The 21,644-nt window shown below is 70.9% G+C and carries 21 protein-coding genes and 1 other RNA gene; 4 read left to right on the plus strand and 18 right to left on the minus strand.

Annotated elements, in window-relative coordinates:
* The 7 genes from carA to hrcA form a co-directional block, all read right to left on the minus strand.
* Complete coding sequence (gene carA, locus FPV26_RS05490) at positions 1-1,122, minus strand: glutamine-hydrolyzing carbamoyl-phosphate synthase small subunit (RefSeq protein ID WP_147652713.1); 1,122 nt, start codon at positions 1,120-1,122, stop codon at positions 1-3.
* 174 nt (positions 1,123-1,296) lie between these two features.
* Positions 1,297-2,007, minus strand: coding sequence for a 4-hydroxy-tetrahydrodipicolinate reductase (dapB, locus tag FPV26_RS05495; protein ID WP_147652714.1), 711 nt, complete (start codon positions 2,005-2,007; stop codon positions 1,297-1,299).
* 43 nt (positions 2,008-2,050) lie between these two features.
* The gene (locus tag FPV26_RS05500; RefSeq protein ID WP_181952565.1) at positions 2,051-4,189 is read right to left on the minus strand and encodes a DUF1631 family protein; all 2,139 of its coding nucleotides are present in this window, start codon (positions 4,187-4,189) and stop codon (positions 2,051-2,053) included.
* A 141-nt stretch (positions 4,190-4,330) separates the two neighbouring features.
* Positions 4,331-5,461, minus strand: coding sequence for a molecular chaperone DnaJ (gene dnaJ / locus FPV26_RS05505; RefSeq protein WP_147652716.1), 1,131 nt, complete (start codon positions 5,459-5,461; stop codon positions 4,331-4,333).
* Between the two features lie 128 nt (positions 5,462-5,589).
* Entirely contained in the window at positions 5,590-7,518 is a 1,929-nt protein-coding gene (gene dnaK, locus FPV26_RS05510; RefSeq protein ID WP_147652717.1) for a molecular chaperone DnaK, read from the minus strand.
* Positions 7,519-7,616: 98 nt separating this feature from the next.
* Positions 7,617-8,150: a nucleotide exchange factor GrpE gene (gene grpE / locus FPV26_RS05515; RefSeq protein WP_147652718.1), complete on the minus strand. Its 534-nt coding sequence runs from the start codon at positions 8,148-8,150 to the stop codon at positions 7,617-7,619.
* 73 nt (positions 8,151-8,223) lie between these two features.
* Positions 8,224-9,273, minus strand: a complete 1,050-nt coding sequence (gene hrcA, locus FPV26_RS05520; RefSeq protein WP_147652719.1) for a heat-inducible transcriptional repressor HrcA — start codon at positions 9,271-9,273, stop codon at positions 8,224-8,226.
* 55 nt (positions 9,274-9,328) lie between these two features.
* Between hrcA and recN the strand changes: the two genes are divergently transcribed.
* Positions 9,329-10,996, plus strand: coding sequence for a DNA repair protein RecN (gene recN, locus FPV26_RS05525; protein WP_147652720.1), 1,668 nt, complete (start codon positions 9,329-9,331; stop codon positions 10,994-10,996).
* A gap of 11 nt (positions 10,997-11,007) precedes the next feature.
* Here recN and fur read toward each other — a convergent pair whose 3' ends face one another.
* Complete coding sequence (fur, locus tag FPV26_RS05530; RefSeq protein WP_147652721.1) at positions 11,008-11,409, minus strand: ferric iron uptake transcriptional regulator; 402 nt, start codon at positions 11,407-11,409, stop codon at positions 11,008-11,010.
* A gap of 105 nt (positions 11,410-11,514) precedes the next feature.
* On the opposite strand from fur, the gene FPV26_RS05535 reads away from it, so the two are divergent.
* On the plus strand, positions 11,515-11,910 hold the full coding sequence (locus FPV26_RS05535) for an outer membrane protein assembly factor BamE (RefSeq protein ID WP_147652722.1): 396 nt from the start codon (positions 11,515-11,517) through the stop codon (positions 11,908-11,910).
* Between the two features lie 54 nt (positions 11,911-11,964).
* On the opposite strand, the gene FPV26_RS05540 is transcribed toward FPV26_RS05535, so the two are convergent.
* Positions 11,965-12,216 carry an RnfH family protein gene (locus FPV26_RS05540; protein WP_147652723.1) on the minus strand — a complete coding sequence of 84 codons (252 nt, stop codon included), beginning with the start codon at positions 12,214-12,216 and terminating at the stop codon, positions 11,965-11,967.
* Positions 12,213-12,647, minus strand: coding sequence for a type II toxin-antitoxin system RatA family toxin (locus tag FPV26_RS05545; RefSeq protein WP_147652724.1), 435 nt, complete (start codon positions 12,645-12,647; stop codon positions 12,213-12,215). The genes FPV26_RS05540 and FPV26_RS05545 overlap by 4 nt, the downstream gene beginning before the upstream one ends.
* A gap of 40 nt (positions 12,648-12,687) precedes the next feature.
* On the opposite strand from FPV26_RS05545, the gene smpB reads away from it, so the two are divergent.
* Complete coding sequence (smpB, locus tag FPV26_RS05550; RefSeq protein ID WP_147652749.1) at positions 12,688-13,182, plus strand: SsrA-binding protein SmpB; 495 nt, start codon at positions 12,688-12,690, stop codon at positions 13,180-13,182.
* 15 nt (positions 13,183-13,197) lie between these two features.
* Here smpB and FPV26_RS05555 read toward each other — a convergent pair whose 3' ends face one another.
* Positions 13,198-15,030 (minus strand): sensor histidine kinase, encoded by a 1,833-nt coding sequence (locus FPV26_RS05555; protein ID WP_147652725.1) that lies wholly within the window; start codon positions 15,028-15,030, stop codon positions 13,198-13,200.
* 152 nt (positions 15,031-15,182) lie between these two features.
* On the opposite strand from FPV26_RS05555, the gene ssrA reads away from it, so the two are divergent.
* Positions 15,183-15,534, plus strand: a transfer-messenger RNA (tmRNA) gene (gene ssrA, locus FPV26_RS05560).
* A 296-nt stretch (positions 15,535-15,830) separates the two neighbouring features.
* Here the strand turns inward: ssrA and FPV26_RS05565 are convergent.
* The 7 genes from FPV26_RS05565 to FPV26_RS05595 form a co-directional block, all read right to left on the minus strand.
* Positions 15,831-16,295 (minus strand): hypothetical protein, encoded by a 465-nt coding sequence (locus tag FPV26_RS05565; RefSeq protein WP_147652726.1) that lies wholly within the window; start codon positions 16,293-16,295, stop codon positions 15,831-15,833.
* Entirely contained in the window at positions 16,292-16,675 is a 384-nt protein-coding gene (locus tag FPV26_RS05570) for a site-specific recombinase resolvase (RefSeq protein ID WP_147652727.1), read from the minus strand. Before FPV26_RS05570 ends, FPV26_RS05565 begins: the two co-directional genes overlap by 4 nt.
* Positions 16,672-18,051 (minus strand): recombinase family protein, encoded by a 1,380-nt coding sequence (locus tag FPV26_RS05575; protein ID WP_147652728.1) that lies wholly within the window; start codon positions 18,049-18,051, stop codon positions 16,672-16,674. Before FPV26_RS05575 ends, FPV26_RS05570 begins: the two co-directional genes overlap by 4 nt.
* The gene (locus tag FPV26_RS05580) at positions 18,051-18,494 is read right to left on the minus strand and encodes a DUF2924 domain-containing protein (protein WP_019562251.1); all 444 of its coding nucleotides are present in this window, start codon (positions 18,492-18,494) and stop codon (positions 18,051-18,053) included. Before FPV26_RS05580 ends, FPV26_RS05575 begins: the two co-directional genes overlap by 1 nt.
* Positions 18,494-18,685, minus strand: a complete 192-nt coding sequence (locus FPV26_RS05585; protein ID WP_024890398.1) for a hypothetical protein — start codon at positions 18,683-18,685, stop codon at positions 18,494-18,496. Before FPV26_RS05585 ends, FPV26_RS05580 begins: the two co-directional genes overlap by 1 nt.
* A 104-nt stretch (positions 18,686-18,789) precedes the next feature.
* Entirely contained in the window at positions 18,790-21,045 is a 2,256-nt protein-coding gene (locus tag FPV26_RS05590; protein WP_147652729.1) for a hypothetical protein, read from the minus strand.
* 25 nt (positions 21,046-21,070) lie between these two features.
* Entirely contained in the window at positions 21,071-21,643 is a 573-nt protein-coding gene (locus FPV26_RS05595) for a PIN domain-containing protein (RefSeq protein ID WP_024890400.1), read from the minus strand.
* Position 21,644: the final 1 nt, after the last annotated feature.

A 21,644-nucleotide genomic window follows, 5' to 3' on the forward strand; every position in this document is an offset into this window, starting at 1 on the left:
TCAACGCGCCTCCATCAGCGCAACGAACCGGTCGAACAGTGGCGCCACGTCGTGCGGGCCGGGGCTCGCCTCCGGGTGGCCCTGGAAGCCGAACGCCGGCGCGTCGGTCAGGGCGATGCCCTGGTTGGAGCCGTCGAACAGCGAACGGTGGGTCACGCGCACGTTGGCCGGCAGCGTGGCCTCGTCCACGGCGAAGCCGTGGTTCTGCGAGGTGATCATCACCCGGCCGGTGTCGAGGTCGATCACCGGGTGGTTGGCGCCGTGGTGGCCGAACTTCATCTTCAGCGTCCTGGCGCCGACCGCGAGGCCGAGCAGCTGGTGGCCGAGGCAGATGCCGAAGGTCGGGATCCGGCGCGCGACGAACTCGCGGATCGCGGCGATCGCATAGTCGCAGGGTTCGGGGTCGCCGGGGCCGTTGGACAGGAACACGCCGTCCGGAGCCATCGCCAGGACCTCGGCCGCCGGCGTCTGCGCCGGGACCACGGTCAGGTCGCAGCCGCGCTCGGCGAGCATGCGCAGGATGTTGCGCTTGACGCCGAAGTCGTAGGCGACCACGCGGAACCTGGCCTCGCCGCGCGCGAACTCGCCGCGGTCGAGGTCGAGCCGGCCCTCGCGCCAGGCATAGGGCTGGGAAGTGCTGACCACCCTGGCCAGGTCCATGCCCTTCAGGCCGGGGAACTTGCGCGCGGCCTCGAGCGCACGCTCGGCGTCCACCTCGCCGGCCATCAGGGCGCCGTTCTGGGCGCCGCCGTCGCGCAGCATCCGGGTCAGCTTGCGGGTGTCGATGCCGGCAATGGCGACGATGCCGCGCGCCCGCAGCCACTCCGGCAGCGCGACCTGGCTGCGCCAGTTGCTCGGGCGGCGCGGCACGTCGCGCACGATCAGGCCGGCGGCCCACACCTGCCCGGCCTCGTCGTCCTGGTCGGTGCAGCCGGTGTTGCCGATGTGCGGATAGGTCAGGGTGACGATCTGCCGGGCGTAGGACGGATCGGTGAGGATTTCCTGGTAGCCGGTCATCGCGGTGTTGAACACCACTTCGCCGACCGAGAGGCCGGGCGCGCCGACGGAAACGCCCTCGAAGATCGTGCCGTCTTCGAGCGCGAGGATGGCGGGTTGGGTCACGGGGCTTCGCCTTGCTGGGAGGGGAGCGAGCCTCGCCCGCGCAACCCGGCCGGAAGCGGGTTGCAGCAAAGCGCGGACGCGGGGGCAATCCGGTCCGTGCTGTCAGTGAGGCAGGCGAGCGGGAATTGTACCGGCGCGGCCGGTCGGGCGCCAGCCGGAAATCCGCCGCCGAGTTCAGTCCAGCAGGTCGCGGACCCGGTACAGGCCCGGCGCGCGGCCGTGCAGGCGGACGGCCGCATGCAGCGCGCCGCGGGCGAAGATGTCGCGGTTGCCGGCGCGATGGACCAGCTCGATGCGCTCGCCCGGCCCGGTGAACTGGACCAGGTGCTCGCCGACGATGTCGCCGGCGCGCAGGCTCGCGTAGCGCGGCGCCGCCCCACCCCGCTGCGCTGCCGCGCCCAGGGTCAGGGCGGTGCCGGACGGGGCGTCCTTCTTGTGCACGTGGTGCGACTCCACGATGTCGCAGTCCCAGCCGCGCAGCGCCGCGGCCGCGCGCTCCACCAGCTCGTGCAGCACCGCCACGCCGAGGCTGAAGTTGGATGCCCACAGCACCGGGATCCGCGTCGCGGCCGCGTCCAGGGCGGCGCGCTGGGCGTCGGACAGGCCGGTGGTGCCGGACACCAGCGGCCGGCCGCGCTGCGCGCACAGGGCCAGGATCCCGTCGAAGGCTTCCGGCAGGCTGAAGTCCACCGCCACGTCGAACTCGGGCACGCCGGACAGTTCGCCGGCCGCGAACCAGGGGACGCCGTCGGCCACCCGTTGCGCCGGATGGCGCGAGACCGCCGCCACGATCGTGCAGTCGTCGCGTTCGCCGCACAGCCGCAGCAGGGCCTGGCCCATGCGGCCGCTGGCGCCGTGGATCAACAATCGGACGGGAACGGGCATCCGTGCAGGCTAGCCGGTCGCGGCAGCGGTGGACAAGCGCCGCTCAGGCATCGGTACCGCCGGAACGCGCCGGCGTGCTCACCCCATGCAGGGAGGCGGTGCGGGCCTTCATCCGGTCCATCATCCGCCGCATGGCGGTGTCGAACGGCGTGTCGGCCTCACGCAGCCGCAGCCGGCCGAGCTTGACCATCGCCGCCAGCTCCTCGGGCGAGGCGACCAGCGCGCGCAGGCCGCGGCGGTTGACGAACAGCAGGCGCGAGGAGATCGGGCTGATCCAGGACACCTTGACCGGCTCCACCGACCCGGCTTCGTCGCACAGGTCCACCCAGGTGCCGACCTCGAGCGCGCGCATGCGCTCGGCCACGTCGGAGTCGAAATCCAGGGCACGGCGGTCGGCCACCAACCGCAGTTCCGGCTCGATCACCGGTTGCGGCTGCGGCATCGCCTGCGCCGGCAGACACACCGCGTCGGCCGCGGCGCGGTCGCCGGCGGCCAGCAGGTCGAGCGTGCGCTGCAACGCCGCGAGCATCTCCTCCGCTCCCGGCCCGCTGCAGCCCGCGCTCGCCAGGACGTCGAGCAGGACCGGCCGGTCCAGCCCGGCGTCCGCATCCGGAACCGAGCCGGTGTCCTCGCATGCATCCATCAGGCCGACCACCGCGCGCAACGCATCGGCATAGCGCGGCGAACCCTTGCCCTCGCGCAGGATGACCTGGGTGAGATGGTGGCTGGCGTACTGGGCGACGAACTCGTCCACCGCGGGCGGCAGATGGCGCGCGTCGCGGTTGAGCGCCAGGTCCACCGCGGCGCTCTCGCGCGCCTGTTCCAGGCGCTCGCGTCCGCGCTGCGCCTCGGCCGCGCGACGTTCGGCCAGCTCGATCCGCTTGCGGTACTGGTCCAGGAACGCGCGCAGCTCCTGCTCGAGCAGCTCGAAGATCGCCATGTCCTCGTTGTACTCGGCGACCAGGCGGTCGATCGCCGCATCCACCCGGTCGAGCAGCTCGCGTTCCTGCGGCCCGTCGCCGTGGTTGCCGTCGCAGGCCTCGGCGACGACGTTGAGCAGGCGCCGCGCCGGGTGCTCCCGGGACAGGAACATGCGCCGGTCCTGCATCGCGACCTTGACGTACGGCACCAGCAGCCGATTGAGCTTGCGCCGCACGCCGGGCTCGAAATGGCGCTCGTCCAGCAGCACGTCGAACAGCATGCCGACCAGATCCACGGCGTCGTCGGCCTGGCTCGACAGGTGCAGGCCCTCGCCGCCGATGCCGAGCCGGCGCGCTCCGTCCAGCACGCCGCGGCGCAGCCGCTCGGCGAGGGTGAGCCCGTCGTCCTCGTGCGCGTGCTCGAGGCCCGGTGGTGGTTCGTGCTGGAGCAGGGACAGGACCGAGATCACCGACCTCGTGTCGAGCGGCGTGCCCGCGGGCTGCGCGGCTGCCGCGCCCTGCTTCCAGACCCGCAGCAGGTCGAGCAATTCCGAATACACGGCCTCGTCGCTAGCGCCAGCCTCGTCTCGACCCTGTGGCCGCGGTTCCCGCGCGCCGGTACCGGCCTGCGCCGGTGCGCTCTCGTGCTCCGCCGGCGGCGCCCCTGCCTGCACTTCGGGCATGGCATGCGGCAGGATCCCGGCGGCGGCCAGGGTCGCGTTGAGGCGCTCGTAGAGGCCGGCCAGCGCGGTCGCCAGCTCGCGCTCGAAGAACTTGTACAGGACGATGCGGACACCGGTCGGCAACTCGACCGCGCCGAGCGCGTTGTGCAACGCCTCGCCCAGGAATGCGGGCGCGGCCGGATTCTCGCCCTGCGCCATCGCCACCCGGCCGGTGAGCGCGGCCAGGCGCTTGTCGAGCAGTTCCAGCGCCGGCGCATGCGCGTGCGCAAGGCTGTTCACCAGTTGTTCGTGCGCGAGCTGCTCCTCCAGCCCCTCCTCCGAGAGCAGGCTGAGCGGCGTGGGGTCGTGCCTGCGCGGCAGCGCCGGCCCCTGCAACTTGCGGAATGCGCCGGCCAGCGCCTGGTCGAAGCGCTGCACGATCCCGGCACGGGCGCGGCGCAGGTCGCGCAGCGCGGTCAGTTCCACGTCCTCGCCGTTCTGGCTGCGGTCGAACAGATAGTCGTCGGCGCGCCGCAGCACCAGGTCCAGGGCTGCCCCCACCTGGTCCTGGGTGGTGCGCTGCAGGGATGCAAGCAGCAATCCCGGATCGTGGCTTCCTGCCGGAAGAATCGGGTCGTGCGGAGTCATGCGGCCGGCCATGGGATGCCTGGCCCCATCCTAACCAGCCGTCCGGGACAAAGCGTGATCTCCGTCCAGAAGCCGGCCACGTCCGTCGGCCGGTCAGGACACCATCCGCTCCCAGAAGCCCTTCACGCCGTCGAGGAACGTGCTCGCCTTGGGCGAGTGCCGGCGCGCGCCCTCGCCGACGAAGGTGGCCTCGAACCTCTCCAGCAGCTCGCGCTGCTCGGCGGTGAGGTTCACCGGGGTCTCGACCACGATCTTGCAATACAGGTCGCCGCGGCCGCGGCTGCGCACCGACTTGACCCCCTTCTCGCGCAGGCGGAACACCTTGCCGGTCTGGGTCTCGGCCGGGATGCGCAGCTCCACCTCGCCGTCGAGGGTGGGCACGCGGATCACGTCGCCGAGCGCGGCCTGGGAGATGCGAACCGGCACTTCGCAGTGCAGGTCGTCGCCGTCGCGGACGAAGATCTCGTGCGGGCGCACGCGGATCTCGACGTACAGGTCGCCCGGCGGCGCGCCGGGCGCGCCGGCCTCGCCCTCGCCGGCCAGGCGGATGCGGTCGCCGTTGTCCACACCGGCCGGGATCCGGACCGAAAGGACCTTCTCCTCCTCCAGCCGGCCACTGCCCATGCATGGCTTGCAGGGGTCGGGAATGGTCTTGCCGCGTCCGCCGCAGTGCGGGCAGGTCTGCTGCATCTGGAAGATGCCGCGCTGCAGGCGCACCTGGCCGCGGCCGTGGCAGGTGCGGCAGGTGTCGAGCTTGCCGTCGGCCGAGCCGGAACCGGCGCAGTGATGGCAGGACACCATGGTCGGCACTTCGATGCGCTTCTCGACCCCGGCCACCGCTTCCTCGAGGTCGAGCTCGAGCACGTAGCCGATGTCGGCGCCGCGACGCGGACCGCCGCGCGCGCCACCGCCGAAGATGCTGCCGAACAGGTCGCCGAACAGGTCGTTGACGTCGGCGAAGCCCGGCCCCGGACCGGCACCGGCGCCGCCCATGCCGTGTTCGAACGCGGCGTGGCCGTGCATGTCGTAGACCCGACGACGGGCCGGGTCGGAGAGGACCTCGTAGGCCTCCTTGCACTCCTTGAACGCGGCCTCCGCCTCCTTGTCCCCCGGGTTGCGGTCCGGGTGGTACTTCATCGCGCAGCGGCGGTAGGCCTTCTTCAGCTCCTCGTCGCTGGCGTCGCGGCCAACCCCCAGGACTTCGTAGTAGTCGCGCTTGCTCATGCGTTGGCTCTTCCCCACCCCGCCGGGGACTGCCGGGGCGGGATCCGGTCATGCGCGAAGGTCCGGGGCCGCAGGACGACCCCGAACCTTCATTTCCACCCCTCCCCTTGCGGAGAGGGCCGGCCAGCTTACTTCTTGTCCTCGTCCTTGACCTCGGTGAACTCGGCGTCCACCACGTCGTCGTGGCGCGCCCCGCCCTGCGGGGCCTGCGCGCCGGCCTCGCCCTGCGGCTGGGCGGCGGCCGCCGCGGCGGCGAACAGCGACTGCGCGGCCTCCTCCAGGGCACGCGACTTGGCCTCGATCTGGGCCTTGTCGTCGCCCTTCATCGCCGCCTCGAGTTCGGCGATGGCGCTCTCGGCGCGGCCGATCACGTCGCCCGGGACCTTCTGCCCGTGCTCCTTGATCGCGCTGCGCGCGGTGTGCACCAGGGCGTCGGCGCGGTTGCGGGCATCCACCAGCTCGTGGAACTTGCGGTCCTCCTCGCGGTGCGCCTCGGCGTCCTGGATCATGCGCTGGATCTCCTCGTCGGAGAGACCCGAGCCGGCCTTGATCTCGATCTTCTGCTCCTTGCCGGTCTTCTTGTCCTTGGCCGACACGTGCAGGATGCCGTTGGCGTCGATGTCGAAGGTGACCTCGATCTGCGGCATGCCGCGCGGCGCGGGCTCGATGCCGGCCAGGTCGAAGCGGGCCAGCGACTTGTTGTAGCGGGCCTGCTCGCGTTCGCCCTGGAGCACGTGCACGGTGACCGCGGACTGGTTGTCCTCGGCCGTGGAGAACACCTGCGAGGCGCGGGTCGGGATCGTGGTGTTCTTCTCGATGATCTTGGTCATCACGCCGCCCAGGGTCTCGATGCCGAGCGAGAGCGGGGTGACGTCGAGCAGCAGCACGTCCTTGACGTCGCCGGCGAGCACGCCGCCCTGGATCGCGGCGCCGAGCGCCACGGCCTCGTCGGGGTTGACGTCCTTGCGCGGCTCGCGGCCGAAGAACTCGGCCACCGCCTGCTGCACCTTGGGCATGCGGGTCTGGCCGCCGACCAGGATCACCTCGCTGATGTCGCTGGCGCGCAGGCCGGCGTCGTTGAGCGCGATCCGGCACGGCTCGATGGTCTTCCGGATCAGGTCCTCGACCAGCGCCTCGAGCTTGGCGCGGGTGAGCTTGATGTTCAGGTGCTTCGGGCCGGAGGCGTCGGCGGTGATGTACGGCAGGTTGACCTCGGTCTGCTGCGCGCTGGACAGCTCGATCTTGGCGCGCTCGGCCGCGTCCTTCAGGCGCTGCAGGGCGAGCGGATCCTTGCGCAGGTCGATGCCCTGGTCCTTCTGGAATTCCTCCACCAGGTAGTCGATCACGCGCTTGTCGAAGTCCTCGCCGCCGAGGAAGGTGTCGCCGTTGGTGGACAGCACCTCGACCTGCATCTCGCCGTCCACGTTGGCGATCTCGATGATCGAGATGTCGAAGGTGCCGCCGCCGAGGTCGTACACCGCCACCTTGCGGTCGCCGGTGCCCTTCTTGTCGAGGCCGTACGCGAGCGCGGCCGCGGTCGGCTCGTTGATGATGCGCTTGACCTCCAGGCCGGCGATGCGGCCGGCGTCCTTGGTCGCCTGGCGCTGGCTGTCGTTGAAGTACGCGGGGACGGTGATGACCGCTTCGGTCACCGGCTCGCCGAGGTAGGCCTCGGCGGTCTTCTTCATCTTCTCCAGCACCCGCGCGGAGATCTCCGGCGGGGCCATGCGCTTGCCCTCGGCGGTCTCGACCCAGGCGTCGCCGTTGGCGTGCTCGACGATCTTGTACGGCACCAGGCCGATGTCCTTCTGCACCTCGGCGTCGGTGAACTTGCGGCCGATCAGGCGCTTGACGGCATAGAAGGTGTTCTTGGGGTTGGTGACCGCCTGGCGCTTGGCCGGGGCGCCCACCAGGACTTCGCCGTCCTTGGTGAAGGCGACGATGGACGGGGTGGTGCGGTCGCCCTCGCTGTTCTCGATCACGCGGGCCTTGCCGCCCTCCATGATCGCCACGCACGAGTTGGTCGTGCCGAGGTCGATGCCGATGATCTTGCCCATGGTGATGGTTCCTCTGGAATCCGGTGCTGGCTGGCGGGCGGGCCGCCGATGGGGGCTATCTGGGGCTGGCGCCGCGCCCTTCAAGGGCGGGCGCGAGCTCAGTCGTGTTTGGCCACCACGACCAGGGCCGGGCGCAGCAGGCGCTCGTTGAGCGCGTAGCCCTTCTGGAACAGGCGAGCCACGGTGCCGGGGGGCACGCCCTCGGCCTCGACCATGCTCATGGCCTGGTGGCGCTCGGGGTCGAAGGTGTCGCCCGGCGCGGGGGCGATCTCGACCAGGCCGTTGTTCTCGGCGATCCGGTGCAACTGGCGCAGGGTCAGCTCCATGCCCTCGCGCAGCGGGTCGTTCTCGGCCGCGGCGGCCAGGCCCGCCTCCATGCTGTCGAACAACGGCAGCAGCTCGGCCAGCAGGCGTTCGTTGGCGAACCTGCGCGCCTGTTCGATCTCGCGCGCCATGCGCTTGCGCTGGTTGTCCAGGTCGGCGCGCTCGCGCAGGGCGTCGGCGCGCAGCTGGTCGAGTTCGGCCTTCAAGCGCTCGATCTGTTCGGCCAGCCCGCCCTCGGACGCGGCCTCAGGCTCGCGCGGAGCCTCACTGGCCAGGCTGGTCTCGGCATTGGTCGGTTCGGTGGACATGCAGTGATCCCTTCGCGGCCCGCGCCGCGCAGACTCAAGGGATAGGGGCGCCGCCCCCGCTTTCAAGTGGCGGTCACGACCGGGTCGGCTCGATCGCCTCGCCCAGCACTTCTGCCGCGGCCTGCACCAGCGGGATCACCCGGTCGTAGGCCATGCGGGTGGGGCCGATCACGCCGAGCACGCCCAGCACCCTGCCCTGCGCCGCGTAGGGCGCGGTGACCAGCGAGACGCCCTCGAGCGGCGCCAGGCCGGTTTCCTCGCCGATGAAGATGCGCACGCCGGGCGCGCGCAGGGTGCGCTCGAGCAGCTGCAGGATCTCGCGCTTGCGGGCGAAGGCCTCGAACAGCTCGCGCAGGCGGTCGAGGTCGGACAGGTCCTGCACCCCGAGCAGGCGGCTCTGCCCGGCCACCACCACGTCCTCGTCGCTGCCGGCCAGGGCCTGCTCGGCCAGCTCCACCGTGCTGGCCAGCAGCGCCTCCATCTCGCTGCGCGCGGCGCGCAGCTCCTGCAGCAGGGTGGCGCGGACCTCCGCCAGCGGCCGGCCGGCGAAGTGCTGGTTCAGGTAGTTGGCCACCCGCTCGAGCTCGGCCGCGTCGTACTGGCGGCGGGTCTGCAGGATCCGGTTCTGCACGTCGTTGTCGGCGAAGACCAGGATCGCCAGCACCCGCTGGCCCTCCAGCGGCACGAAATCAATGTGCCGGAACGCGAACTGCTCGCGCCGCGGCACGCTGACCACGCCCACGAAATGGGTCATCGCCGAGAGCAGCTCGGAGGCGCTGCCGAGCAGGGCCTGGGTGCCCGAGCCGGTGGGCAGCTCGTGGCGCAGGCGCTCGACCTCGGTTTCCGGCAGCGGCCGCACCTGCAGCAGCGAGTCCACGAATACCCGATAGCCCTGCGCGGTCGGCACCCGCCCGGCCGAGGTGTGCGGCGAGGCCACCAGGCCGATCTCCTCCAGGTCGGCCAGGATGTTGCGGATCGTGGCCGGGCTGATGTCGAGCCCGGCGTGCCGCGCCAGGGTCTGCGACCCGACCGGCTCGCCGTCGCGGATGTAGCGCGCGATCAGCGTGCGCAGCAACTGGCGGGCGCGCGGGTCGAGCTGCGGGACGGCGGGAGTGCGGGCCATGCCGCGGATATACGACCGGGGGCGGAGCGGCGCAAGCGGCCGCTACACTTGCGCCATGCTGACCCGCCTCTCGATCCGCGACTTCGCCGTCGTCCGCGCCGCTGAACTGGAATTCGGCCCCGGCCTGACCGTGATCTCGGGCGAGACCGGCGCCGGCAAATCGTTGCTGGTGGACGCGCTGGGCCTGCTCGCCGGGCTGCGCGCGGACAGCGGCGTGGTCCGGCACGGGGCCGAGCGGGCCGAACTCTCGGCCGGTTTCGACCTGGCCGACGCGCCGGCAGCCCTGGCCTGGCTGCGTGAACAGGAGCTCGACGACGGCGACCAGTGCGAACTCCGGCGCACCCTCCGCGCCGACGGCGGCTCGCGCGCCTGGATCAACGGCCGCCCGGCCACCCTGTCCCAGCTCGCCGCGCTGAGCGCACACCTGGTCGAGATCCACGGCCAGCACGAGCACCAGGCCCTGCTCTCCCGGCACAGCCAGCTGGCTCTGCTCGACGCCTACGGCGGCCATGCCGAGGCCCTGGCCGCGGTGCGCGAGGCCGCCCGCGCCTGGGCCGCGCTGGAGCGCGAGCGCGAACGGCTGACACAGCAGGGGGATGTCTCCGACCGCATCGCCTGGCTGGAGCACCAGCTGCGCGAGCTGGACGCCGAGCCGCTCGATCCGGCCGCGATCGCCGAGCTGCTCGCCAGCCACCGGCGCCACGCCCATGCCGCCGGCCTGATCGCGGCCTGCGACGAGGCCGTGGCTCGCCTGGGCGGCGACGACGGCCCGTCCCTGGCGCGCCAGCTGCGCCAGGTGCGCGCCCTGCTCGCCCGCGAGGCCGAACACGAACCGCGCCTGGCCGAGGCCGACGCCATGCTGGACGCGGCCGCGATCCAGCTCGACGAGGCCGCGGCCCTGCTCGACCGCGTTCGCGCCGACCTCGACCTCGACCCGGCCGCGCTCGACGCCCTCGACCGCCGCCTGGGCCGCCTGCACGACCTGGCCCGCAAGCACCGGGTCCCGGTGGAAGGGCTGGCCGCCACCCGCGAAGCGATGGCTGCCGAACTGGACGCGCTGCGCGGCGCCGGCGAACGCCTGGCCATGCTCGAGCGCGAGCGCGCCGCCGCCGTCGCCGGGTGGCGCGCGGCCGCCGCACGCCTGGGCGCGGCCCGCGCCGAAGCCGCCGCGCGCATGGCCGAAGCCACCACCGCCGCGATCGCCGAACTCGGCATGGGCGGCGGGCGCTTCGAAGTGCAGCTGGAACCAACCGGCGAGGAGCGACCCGATCCGCTCGGCGCCGAGCGGGTGGAGTTCCTGGTCAGCGCCAACGCCGGCCAGCCGCCGCGGCCGCTGCGCAAGGTCGCCTCCGGCGGCGAACTCTCGCGCATCTCGCTCGCCATCGAGGTCACCGCGCTGGGCCTGGACGCGGTGCCGACCATGGTCTTCGACGAGGTGGACACCGGGATCGGCGGCGCCGTGGCCGACATCGTCGGCCGCCGCCTGCGCGCGCTCGGCGAGACCCGCCAGGTGCTGTGCGTGACCCACCTGCCGCAGGTGGCCGCGCACGGCCACGCCCACTACCGGGTCAGCAAGGCCGCGCACGACGGCGTGACCCAGAGCGCGGTGCAGCGGCTGGACGCGCGCGAGCGCACCGAGGAACTGGCGCGCATGCTCGGCGGCGTGGACGTCAGTCGCGAGGCGCGCGCCGCGGCGCGGCGCCTGCTGCAGGGCGTGGATTGACGGCGCCGGGCTCAGCGCTTCTTGCGCACGTACAGCACCAGCGAGTGGTCCTCGATCTGGTAGCCGTGCCGGGCCGCGATCTCGCGCTGCAGCTTCTCGATCTCGGGGCTCTGGAACTCGATCACCTTGCCGGTGTCCACGTCCACCATGTGGTCGTGGTGCTCGCCGCGGTCGAGCTCGTACACCGCGTGCCCGCCCTCGAAGTTGTGCTTGAGCACCAGGCCGGCTGCCTCGAACTGGGTCAGCACCCGGTACACGGTGGCCAGGCCGATCTCGTCGCCGTGCTCGAGCAGCTGGCGGTAGATGTCCTCCGCGGTCATGTGCCGCGGCTTGGCCTGTTCGAGCAGCTCCAGGATCCGCATCCGCGGATGGGTGACCTTGAGCCCGACCTTGCGAAGATCCTGCGATTCCATCCCGTCCTCGTCCGCGGGCCTTCCCCGCATGAACGCGCGGGTGCGCAGGGCGCCCGCGCCGGCTTTGAGTGTATCATCGCCCGCCTACCCGCCCGTACCGTCCCGATGCGCCCACTCCTGCTCGCCATCGCAGTCGCTATCGCCACCGCCGGATGCGGCGTGCTCTACCGCCAGCCGATCCACCAGGGCAACCTGCTCGAGCAGTCGCAGGTCGAGCAGCTCCAGGCCGGGATGGACAAGCGCCAGGTGCTGGCGCTGCTGGGCTCGCCGTCCATCGCCGATCCATTCCACCACGAGCGCTGGGACTACACCGCCAGCCAGCGCACCGGCCGCACCGGCCGTACCGAGGTCAAGAACCTCACCCTGTGGTTCGAGGGCGACGCCCTGGTGCGCTGGGAAGGCGATTATTTCCCCGAACAGGACAGCGAGCTGGCCCGGCAGATGGCGCGCTTCGGCAACCTGCCGAAGGACAAGGACAAGCGCCGCGGCGGTCGCCGCTGAGCCGGCTGCCCCGCCTTCGTTCCCGCTGACGAGCCCGGCCCCGCGCCGGGCTCCTCATTTGCGGCCGGCGCGGCGCCGGCGCTGTTCCTTCGGGTCGGCCAGTAGCGGGCGCAGCAGCTCCACCCGGTCACCGTCGCGCAGCGGTTGCGTGGGCGCGGCACGCACGCCGTGCACGGCCGCGCCGATCGTGCCGGCGGTGTCCAGGCCGCTGCGGGCGATGGCCTCGGCCACGGTCGCGCCGTCCGGCAGCTCCAGCGTCACCGCCTGGAAGCGCCGCGGCCAGGCCAGCACCACCTCGACCTTCATTCGCCCGCCCCGGCGTCGGCCGCGCGCACGAAATCGTTGACCATGCGGTCGGCCAGGCCCTGCATGCCGAGCGCGAACGCCGGGCCGAGCAGCGCGCCCTTGGCTTCGAAATCGAGGGTCAGGGTGACCTTGCAGGCCGACTCGTCCAGGGCATGGAACTGCCAGCGCCCGACCAGCCTGCGGAACGGCCCGTCGCGCAGGCGCATGTCGATGTGATGCGGCGGCACCAGCGTGTTCTCGGTGGTGAACCAGGTACGCAGGTTGCCCAGGCCCAGGTCCAGGCGCGCCACCACCCGCTCGCCGTCGGCCTCCAGCACCTCCGCCGACCGGCACCAGTCGAAGCGCCGCGGATAGGCCGCGACGTCGTTGACCAGCGCGAACATGCGCGCGGCGGAGTGTTCGACGAGGGCGCTGCGCTGGATGACCGGCATGGGGCTGGGCCGCGCCGCCGCCTTCGGCGACAATGCGGCGATGGGCAAGAGAGATGGCAAGGATAAGGCAAACGGCGGCGGCACCATCGCGCAGAACAAGCGCGCCCGCCACGAGTACCACCTCGAACAGACGTTCGAGGCGGGCCTGGCCCTGCAGGGCTGGGAACTGAAGGCGATCCGCGCCGGCCGGGCCAACATCGGCGAGAGCTACGCCGTCGTTCGCGACGGCGAGCTGTACCTGTTCAACGCCCAGATCACCCCGCTGATCACGGCCTCGACCCACGTCGTGCCCGAGGAGCGCCGCACCCGCAAGCTGCTGCTGCACCGGCGCGAGATAGACACCCTGATCGGGCGCATGCAGCGCGACGGCTACACCCTGATCCCGGTCTCGCTGTACTGGAAGGGCAACAAGGTCAAGGCCGGGATCGCGCTGGCCCGCGGCAAGCAGCTGCACGACAAGCGCGCGGCCAGCAAGGAACGCGACTGGCAGCGCGAGAAGCAGCGCCTGCTGCGCCGGCACAACAAGGACGCCTGACCGGCGCCGCCCCGCTCAGTTGCCTTCCTCCGGCAGGGTGAAGCGGAACGTGGCGCCCTGCCCCGGCGCGCCCTCGGCCTGCACCGTGCCGCCGTGGCGCTCGACGATGCGCTTGACCGTGGCCAGGCCGATGCCGTGGCCGGCGAACTCCTCGCGCCCGTGCAGGCGCTGGAAGGGCTGGAACAGCTTGCCCGCATAGGCCGGATCGAAGCCCACGCCGTTGTCGCGCACGTGGAACGCGCCGTCGGGGTCGCGCCCGACCTCGATCCGCGCGGGCTCGCGGCCACGGGTGAACTTCCAGGCGTTGCCGATCAGGTTCTGCAGCAGCGCCCGCACCAGCCCGGCGTCTGCGTGCGCGTGCAGCCCCGGCGCGATCGCCACCTCCACCCGGTGCTCGGGCTCGGCCGCACGCAGCTCGGACACGATCTCGGCCGCGATCCGGCCCAGGTCCACCGGCTCGCGCCGCAGCTCGCCGCGGCCGATCCGGGTCAGCGCCAGCAGCGCGTCTATCAGCTCGTCCATGTGCGCGGCGGCGCGCACCACCCGCCCCAGGTAGTCGCGGCCGGTCTCGTCCAGCACCGCGGCGTAGCGGTCGCCGAGCACCTTGCTGAACCCGCCGATCGCGCGCAGCGGCGAGCGCAGGTCGTGCGAGATGCTGTAGGCGAAGGCCTCCAGCTCGCGGTTGGCCTCGCTCAGCTCGCGCGTGCGCGCCGCCACCCGCGCCTCCAGGGTGCGGTTCAGCGCCCGTACCTCGGCCTCGCTCTGGCGGTAGGCCTCGGTCATGCGCGCGGCGATGCGCAGCGCACGCTGCTCGGTGTGGGCCAGCATCCAGGCCAGGCCGAACAGCAGCAGCGAGGCCAGCACGCCGATCGCCAGCAGCCCCTGCAGGGTGCGCATGCCCTCGCTCTGCGCCGGCGGCGTGGCCGGCACGAACTCGAAGCGCCAGCGCCGGCCGTAGTGCTCCGCTTCCACCGTGTGCGACAGCCGGTCGCCGGCCGCCTGCGCCTCGGCGAAACCGGCATCCGCGTACAGCAGCTGCGGCCGCCCGCCGGTGACGTCGAGGATGCGGAAGCGCACGCTGCGCTCCGACAGCCGCAGCGTCGAGGCCACCATCGCCTCGACCCGGAACGGCGCGAACAGCCAGCCCTGCATGGACAGCCGCCGCGCCGCCGGCGTGCGCGGCAGGTCGCCGGCGCGGTACACCGGCGCATACAGCACCAGCCCCGGCACGGCCTTGCCGCTGTCCTGCACCAGCTGCACGCGCCCGCTGAGCTGCAGCTGCCCGCTGTCCAGCACCGCCAGCAGCGACGCGCGGCGCACGGGATCGGAATGGATGTCGTAGCCGCGCGCGAGCAGGTTCTCGCGCGTCCTCGGCTCCAGGTACAGGATCGGCGCGTAGTGCGGCCGCACCCCGCGCGGCCAGACGTCGAGCAGGCCGAAGCCGGCCGCGCGCGTCTCCTCCTGCAGCACGATCAGCCCGCCCTGGGTCAGCCACGGCGCGAAACCGAGCCCGGTCAGGCCCGGGAACCGCTCGAGCTGGAAGCCCTCCACGAACGCCCGCCACTGGGTCGGCGTCGGCCGCGCCACGGTCGCGAACAGCGCCACCCCGCCGCGCAGCAGCAGCTCGTAGTTCACCAGCCGCTGCCCGATCAGGTCCGCCACCTCCTGCGAGGACGCGCGGAACTCCGACTCGTAAGCGCGCAGCTCGCGCTCGCGCGCGGTGCGCCAGGCCACCAGCACCAGCGCCAGCGACCCGGCCAGCACCAGCCACGCCAGCAGGTACCCGACCTGGCTGCGCGGCACCCGTTCGCCGATGCGCGGTTCCTCCTGGGGCGTGGGCGTGGTCATCGCCCCGGAGCATACCCACTGCCCCGCCGTGGCCGCATCCCGCGCCGGAGCGTGCGGCGCCGCCTGAACCGCGCCTGCGCCGCACCCGTCCGCACCTTGTCCCCGCCCGCCCCGGCCCTATACTGGCCGGGTCGGCGACGACGACTTTCCCCGGGGGTGCACTGGCTTCGACGGGGGTTGCGAAATCGCCCGGCGCATGCCGAGGGGGCTGCTTTCCTCGTTAATCCAGCGGCAAAAAAACAGACGCCAACGACGACGTCTACGCTCTGGCCGCTTAAGGCCTAGCCCCGAACCCGCTTGTGCCCGTGCTCGCGGATGTAGGGTCATCATCACGGGATCGCCGCGGCGGCTGCCGGTCAGTCGCGGTCAAACCAAAACCGGCTGGTCCGGCGGTGCGCTCTGCGCTTCGTGCTGCCGCCGGATGAGACCCAACGAAGCGACAAGCATGTAGTGCCGGGGATGGAGTGCCTTCGGACGGCGGTTCGACTCCGCCCACCTCCACCAACACCCAAGGGCCAACCGGAACGGTTGGCCCTTTTTCTTGCCCGCAACGCCAGTGTTGGCGCGGTTTCTGGGCGGCGCCTTGCGGACGCGCACGCCGTCCGAGCGCCGTTCCCGCCCCGACAGGGCCTCTCTGTTCTCGGTTTTTCTCTGCGGCCCGTGGTGGGAACCAGAGGCCACCTCCTTGTCTGACAAGGACTTAGAGACCCCCGGTTGTAGTCAGAAACTGCCTTGCGGCGGCGACCCGGGCGCGACGAAGCGCAAAAAAGCCGCCCGCAGGCGGCTGCGGCGGCGTGACGTCAGTCAAGCAACCGCACCTGCTCGCGCCAGCCGTAAGGCCAGGGGCGGCCCAGCACCTTCTCGACGGCGAGGTCGGGCGATCCGACCAGCCGCTCGATCACCTCGGGCGCGAGCAGCGTCAGCCGCATCAGGCGATGCACTTTGGATACATCCAGCCCCTCGGCCTGGGCGATCTCGGTCGCCGACGCCACCCGCCCCTCATGGAGCAGCCGTTGCCAGTGGTGCGCCAGCCCGAGCGCACGCATCAGCGCCGTGTCCTTGGCCTCGGTGCGCGCCGGGCCGGCCCACGTCGAATGCACCTCCACCGCCTTCGGTGCGCCAGGCGGCGCGATCACCACGCGCCGGATGCCGCGCTGCACCAGCCGCCAAGGCACGAAGGTTTCCAGTTTCACGCCGCCCGCCGGAGTCGGCAGTTTCTGGGTGACCGGCGCTCCCTCGATGCGTCCCCGGTGCTTCGTGCTCACGCTTTCTCCTCGAAGCGCCGCACGATCTCGCGCTGCGCTTCCCAGTCCACCGGCAGCGGGTGGCGCTGGAACCAGATCAGGCTCATCCGGCGTGGCTGCCGCCCGGCCATCAGCATCTCGACGATGTCGGGCGCGAGCAGCGTCAGGCGCAGCAGCTCGTTGACCACCGAGTGGTGCAGCCCTTCGGCACGCGCGATGGCCGAGCCGCTGGGCATCGCGCCGCTGTCCAGCAGCCGTTGCCAGTGGAAGGCCCGTGCCATCCCTTCGATGAGCGTGCTGTCGTGCGCGTCCCGGTCCTCGGCCTGGTGCTGAACCAGCCGGCGCACGCCGCGCCGCCGCAGGGTCAGCGGCACGAAGGTTTCGAACGTCCCGTCCTTCATGCTTCGACCTCCAGCAACTCGGCACCGATGCTCCTGGGCGCGAACTCGCCGATCAAGGCGTCCCAGCCCAGTTCGCGCCACTTCACCCGGATGCCCTGCATCTCGTCGGTGTGGACGAGATCGATGCGCTCGATCATCAGATTGACGATGCGGTGCTGCTCGACCGGGAAGAGCTGATCCCACACGTCGTTGAGGCGCCCCATCGCCATCACGACCGTGGCCTCGTCGATCGGTGCGCCCTGGCGTTGGATGTGACGCACGACGGCGGCGATGGATTCGGGGCTGGTCAGCACGGTGCGGATCTGGGCCACGACCGCCGCCTCGATCTCGCGGGCGGGCAGGCGCTCGTAGTTCTTGCCCGGCGCGCCGAAGCGGCTCTCGGACTTGGAGACGTAGTACTGGTACTTGCGGCCGTTCTTGCGCGAGTACGTGGGGTACATGCGTTCGCCCGTCGGCGCGTACAGCAGCCCCCGCAGCAGCGCGTCGTTGCGCGAGCGGATCTTGGTCTCCACCGACCGCGCGTGGCTGTCGCGGGCCAGCACCGCGTGAACCTGATCCCACAGCTGGCGTTCGATGATCGGCTCGTGCACTCCGGGGTACCACTGGCCCCGGTTCGACAACTCCCCGAGGTAGATGCGGTTGCGCAGCACCTTGTGGATGTACTTCTTGTCGATGCGCGTGCCGGTCCGCACCCGCCCGTCCTGCGTCGTCCACGCCTTGGTCGTGATGCCCTCGGCGGTCAGGCGCGCTGCGATCTGCGTGGGTGAGCCAATGGTCAACATCTCCTCGAAGATGCGGCGCACCACCGCCGCCTCGGCGGGGTTGACCACCAACTGGCGGTTGACCACGTCGTAGCCGATGGTGGGCACGCCGCCCATCCACAGCCCCTTCTTCTTGGCCGCGGCGATCTTGTCGCGGATGCGCTCGCCCGTGACCTCGCGCTCGAACTGGGCGAAGGACAGCAGGATGTTGAGCGTGAGCCGCCCCATCGAGGTCGTGGTGTTGAACTGCTGCGTGACCGAGACGAAGGACACGCCGTGGCGCTCGAACACCTCGACCATCTTGGAGAAGTCGGCCAGGCTCCTCGTCAGGCGGTCGATCTTGTAGACCACCACGATGTCGATCAGCCCGCGCTGGATATCGGCCATCAGGCGCTTCAAGGCCGGGCGCTCGGTGTTGCCGCCGGAGTAGCCGGGGTCGTCGTAGTCGTCGGCCACCGGAATCCATCCCTCGGCGCGCTGGCTGGCGATGAAGGCGTGCCCGGCTTCCTTTTGCGCATCGATGGAGTTGAACTCCTGGTCGAGCCGCTCGTCCGACGACACCCGGCAGTAGACCGCACAGCGCTTGCGCGCCTTGGTGGAGGCGATTTCCGTCATCAGGCGCCTCCCTTCAGGCCGAAGAACAGCGGGCCGCTCCAATGCTGGCCGGTGATGTGCCGCGCCACGGCGGTCAGGCTCTTGAAGCGGCGGCCTTCGTATTCGAAGTGACCATCGGCGTCAACCGTCACCCGGTGCTCGCGCTCGCCCCATTCGCGTAGCAGCACGGTGCCCGGTGCGAAGTCGAACTTACGCGGGCGCGCGCGCAGTTTGATCTTGGAGTGCTTCGCGCCGATGGCCTCAAGGCGCTGGCGCGTTTCGGGTGCGAGTCCGCCGAAGGCTTCTTCCTGCAGCTTGTAGGCGATACGGGATTCGACATGGGTGCGGTTCGGAAACTCCGGGCGCCGCTCGAAGTACCGATCCCAGAGCACCCAGAGTTCGGCCATCGGCAGGTGACTCAGCTCGGCGATCCGCGCCGCGACGGAAGCTTGTTTCTCGTTCATCACAACTTCTCCTGTTGAGAGGGGGTTGTATGAACGCGCTGGTCGGGCAAGAAGCCAAGGCGAACCGCGCTCTGTTCCAGCCCGGAAGACCCGAGGGTACGGACGATGGCGGCCGCAAGGATGGTGGTGATTTCGCCAGCACGGGCGCTGGCGCTCATCTCTGCCGGAGATGCAAGTTCGAGGTTTCTCATGACGGCTCCAGGGAATCGAAACCGCCAGGGATGATGTGCGCAGATTTCCGAAGCGGATCGCAACGCCGATCAATCGGCGCGGCGCGCTGACGCCTCAACGGCGGTCAGACGTCTTCGGTGACTGCTTCGATCGCAGCGCTGCGCGTGTCGCTGTCATCGACGATCACTCGATCGAGTGGGGTCAGCTTCAGCTGCCACGCCCGCGTGCCTGGGACCCTTTCGAGATAGTCGCGCCAGGGCGAGTGCTTGCCGGTGAAGAGGTTGGCCGGAGACGTGCAGCCCGTGCCGGCCATCAGCGCCTTCGTGTTGACGTGGGGCGTTCCTGCGGCCCAGGCCTCCACCAGCCGCTGCAAGACGGCGATCCTTGCTTTGCCCGTGACCCGCCACGGCGCCTTGCCCGGAAGGTACAGCGTCGCCGCGTGACCATCGGGGGCGACCTTGAGCGTCACCGTCGACCCGCCCATGGCCGCCAGTTGCCCGTGGCGATAGGCCACCTTCAGCCGGTCCAGGTCGATGGCGCTGCCGGTGCCCGCATCGGCGAGCACATCCTCGATGGGAATGACGACATTGGTGCCGGCGAATGGCAGCGGCGTCGAGGTCGTCGTCAACACCACGCCCGCCACCGGGCGCGGACGAAGCCTCAGCGCAGCGTCGACTTTCGCGTACGCGCGCTCGTGGGACATCCTGGAGGCGAAGTACAGCGCCACGGCATGGCCGTCGATGTCGATCTCGCCAAGGAACACCGGCTCGTCGTCGAAGTGCCGACTGCGGGGTCCTTTCAAGGCCGATCCCAGCGCCGTGATCAACTCCTCGCGCAACCAGTCCAGGTGCACCTTCCAGCGCCGGGCGAGACGGGCCGGCAGGACCACGTCCTTGCCTGTCAGGGGATCGCGGTAGCGCACGGTGTCGGCATTGGCGCAGCGTTCGAGCACCACCTTCATCGGCTCGCCTTCGTCGACGGGGACCGACAGCTCGGCGATGCGCTCGCCTTCGATGAGGATGCCTTCGTCCTGCAGCCGCTCGATGTCGATGCCGAGCTTATGCAGTGCGAAGCCGTCCATCGGGCTGCTGGCGCTCTCCAGAAGCCGGGCGACCTGCGCGATCAGGCTCGGATCGTCCCGTCCGCAGCCCGGGTGCAGCGGTTTGCGCACCCCCAGGGCCTCGAGCAGTTGCATCCCGGCGCGGCGCAGGCGTTGGTCTTTCTCGCCAGCCAGGCTGCAGCGACCGGGCTCGGCCAGCACGATGGCCAGCGGGGTGGCCGCCGTCTCCCCCTCGAACACCAGTTCGGCCACCAGGGTCACACCGAGCAAGGCACCAGGCTGCGCGAAGGGGTGGTTGCCCCAGCGCTCGTCGATCACCTCGTGCAGTTCTGCGCCGCTGTCGATGTGCAGCGTGACGGCGTCCGTGGCATGCCCAAGCAAAGCCTTGGCTTCGGTCAGATACAGCCGCTCGATGCGACCCCCGTCGATGCGCGGCTTGGTGTCCTTCAGTGGCCGCGCAAAGCGCGACAGGTCGTAGCGCGAGCGGTCCAGCGGACGGTTCGACAAGGGGGCTTTGAAGCCGTGACGGGACAGCACGTTGGCCAGCGGCGCACGGGTGCCCAGCGTCGGGGCAAAGACTTCGACGAGCCCACGATGAGGCGCGTAGATGAGGGTGGCGTCGCGCGCCGGGAAGTAGAAGAAGCTCTTGCGCTGGCGGTTGCGCATCTCCACCGCGGCCACCTGATCGCCGGCGAAACGCACCACGAGGTAGTGTGTCGCCTGGGTCTGGCCTTGCCGGTTCGGCTCCTCCATGGCCACGTGGATGACCTCGCAGGGCTCGGCCAGCCGCATCGCCTCGGTGAGTTGCGCTTCCAGCCGGTCCTTGACCGCATCGTTCCACAGGAAGGGCGGCGCCTCGCCAGGCACGTCGAACGCGTCGTGCAGGCGTTTGAGCCCCTTCAGGTCCTGGGTGTTGACGATGGACTCGGCAGTGTCGAAGAGCTTGATCGAGGCCTCGCTGTGCGTTCGCATCCACACCGCGCGACCGACCTCGCCGCCTTCTTGCGCACGAAACCGTGCGAGCAGGTCCTCGTCGTAGAGCTGCTCGGCGACGGTGGCGAGGATGGCGGCCCCGCGCACGGTGCTCAGGCGCAGCACCCGCAAAGCTTCGCGCTCGGCCGGATCGCGCTGCTCCTTGCGCAGGTGCTTGATGTGCTCGATGAGGGCAGCGCTCAGCCCCTCGTCGGGCTGCGTCCAATCAAACCCGCGCTGCAGTCCCAGGCACTCGGGCAGGCCGGCGAACAGCTTGAGGACTGATGCCGGCACGCGCTCGACCAGCTCCAGCAGACAGTGTGCGTTGGTCAGGGTCTTCTTGCCCATGCTCCCTCCGATACAGCGCGGTGCCTCACATGGCCATGACCCATGGGCGCATCACCGCCACCGATTGCGTCAGCCCCTGCGCCAGCAGGGTGTCCAGGTAGTCGTCCGCCGACTTGGGCGGGTTCTTCAGACTGCGGCGGTGGCGGGCGACTGCTTCGAGCACGCCGGCCGGGTGCAGATCCAGCAGATCGACGATGAAGTCGTCCGGATGCTGCGCCGCGAGGTTGTAGGGCTTGAGCGCCTCGGGCGGGAAGTCCTTGAGGTTGAAGGTCACGATGAGGCTGGCGCCGGCGTGGATGGCGGCCGCCACCACATGGCGGTCGCTGGGGTCGGGCAACTCGATCGAGGGAATCAGGTACTCGAAGCCGGTGACCAGGCAGTCGCGGACGTGGGCGTTCATCAGCCGCCGCGTGCGCTCGAGTTGCTCGGCAGTCAGATCGGGACGGCTGGCCAGCACGTTGCGCATCCACTCGTCGTGAATCCTGTCGCTCCAGCGCGCCCGGTACAGGTCCGACAGCGCCAGATGCATCAACAGATCGCGCAGGGGCGCGGGATAGAGCACGCAGGCGTCGTAGACGACGGTGAAGTGCGAGCTCATC

Source organism: Vulcaniibacterium gelatinicum (assembly GCF_008033445.1).
Lineage (GTDB): Bacteria > Pseudomonadota > Gammaproteobacteria > Xanthomonadales > Xanthomonadaceae > Vulcaniibacterium_B > Vulcaniibacterium_B gelatinicum.

Coding starts and splice junctions, on each gene's coding strand:
- dapB (WP_147652714.1), bottom strand. CDS start 2,007: ATGCCCGTTCCCGTCCGATTGTTGATCCACGGCGCCAGCGGCCGCATG.
- dnaJ (WP_147652716.1), bottom strand. CDS start 5,461: ATGAGCAAGCGCGACTACTACGAAGTCCTGGGGGTTGGCCGCGACGCC.
- dnaK (WP_147652717.1), bottom strand. CDS start 7,518: ATGGGCAAGATCATCGGCATCGACCTCGGCACGACCAACTCGTGCGTG.
- grpE (WP_147652718.1), bottom strand. CDS start 8,150: ATGTCCACCGAACCGACCAATGCCGAGACCAGCCTGGCCAGTGAGGCT.
- hrcA (WP_147652719.1), bottom strand. CDS start 9,273: ATGGCCCGCACTCCCGCCGTCCCGCAGCTCGACCCGCGCGCCCGCCAG.
- recN (WP_147652720.1), top strand. CDS start 9,329: ATGCTGACCCGCCTCTCGATCCGCGACTTCGCCGTCGTCCGCGCCGCT.
- fur (WP_147652721.1), bottom strand. CDS start 11,409: ATGGAATCGCAGGATCTTCGCAAGGTCGGGCTCAAGGTCACCCATCCG.
- FPV26_RS05535 (WP_147652722.1), top strand. CDS start 11,515: ATGCGCCCACTCCTGCTCGCCATCGCAGTCGCTATCGCCACCGCCGGA.
- FPV26_RS05540 (WP_147652723.1), bottom strand. CDS start 12,216: ATGAAGGTCGAGGTGGTGCTGGCCTGGCCGCGGCGCTTCCAGGCGGTG.
- FPV26_RS05545 (WP_147652724.1), bottom strand. CDS start 12,647: ATGCCGGTCATCCAGCGCAGCGCCCTCGTCGAACACTCCGCCGCGCGC.
- smpB (WP_147652749.1), top strand. CDS start 12,688: ATGGGCAAGAGAGATGGCAAGGATAAGGCAAACGGCGGCGGCACCATC.
- FPV26_RS05555 (WP_147652725.1), bottom strand. CDS start 15,030: ATGACCACGCCCACGCCCCAGGAGGAACCGCGCATCGGCGAACGGGTG.
- FPV26_RS05570 (WP_147652727.1), bottom strand. CDS start 16,675: ATGAAGGACGGGACGTTCGAAACCTTCGTGCCGCTGACCCTGCGGCGG.
- FPV26_RS05575 (WP_147652728.1), bottom strand. CDS start 18,051: ATGACGGAAATCGCCTCCACCAAGGCGCGCAAGCGCTGTGCGGTCTAC.
- FPV26_RS05580 (WP_019562251.1), bottom strand. CDS start 18,494: ATGAACGAGAAACAAGCTTCCGTCGCGGCGCGGATCGCCGAGCTGAGT.
- FPV26_RS05585 (WP_024890398.1), bottom strand. CDS start 18,685: ATGAGAAACCTCGAACTTGCATCTCCGGCAGAGATGAGCGCCAGCGCC.
- FPV26_RS05590 (WP_147652729.1), bottom strand. CDS start 21,045: ATGGGCAAGAAGACCCTGACCAACGCACACTGTCTGCTGGAGCTGGTC.
- FPV26_RS05595 (WP_024890400.1), bottom strand. CDS start 21,643: ATGAGCTCGCACTTCACCGTCGTCTACGACGCCTGCGTGCTCTATCCC.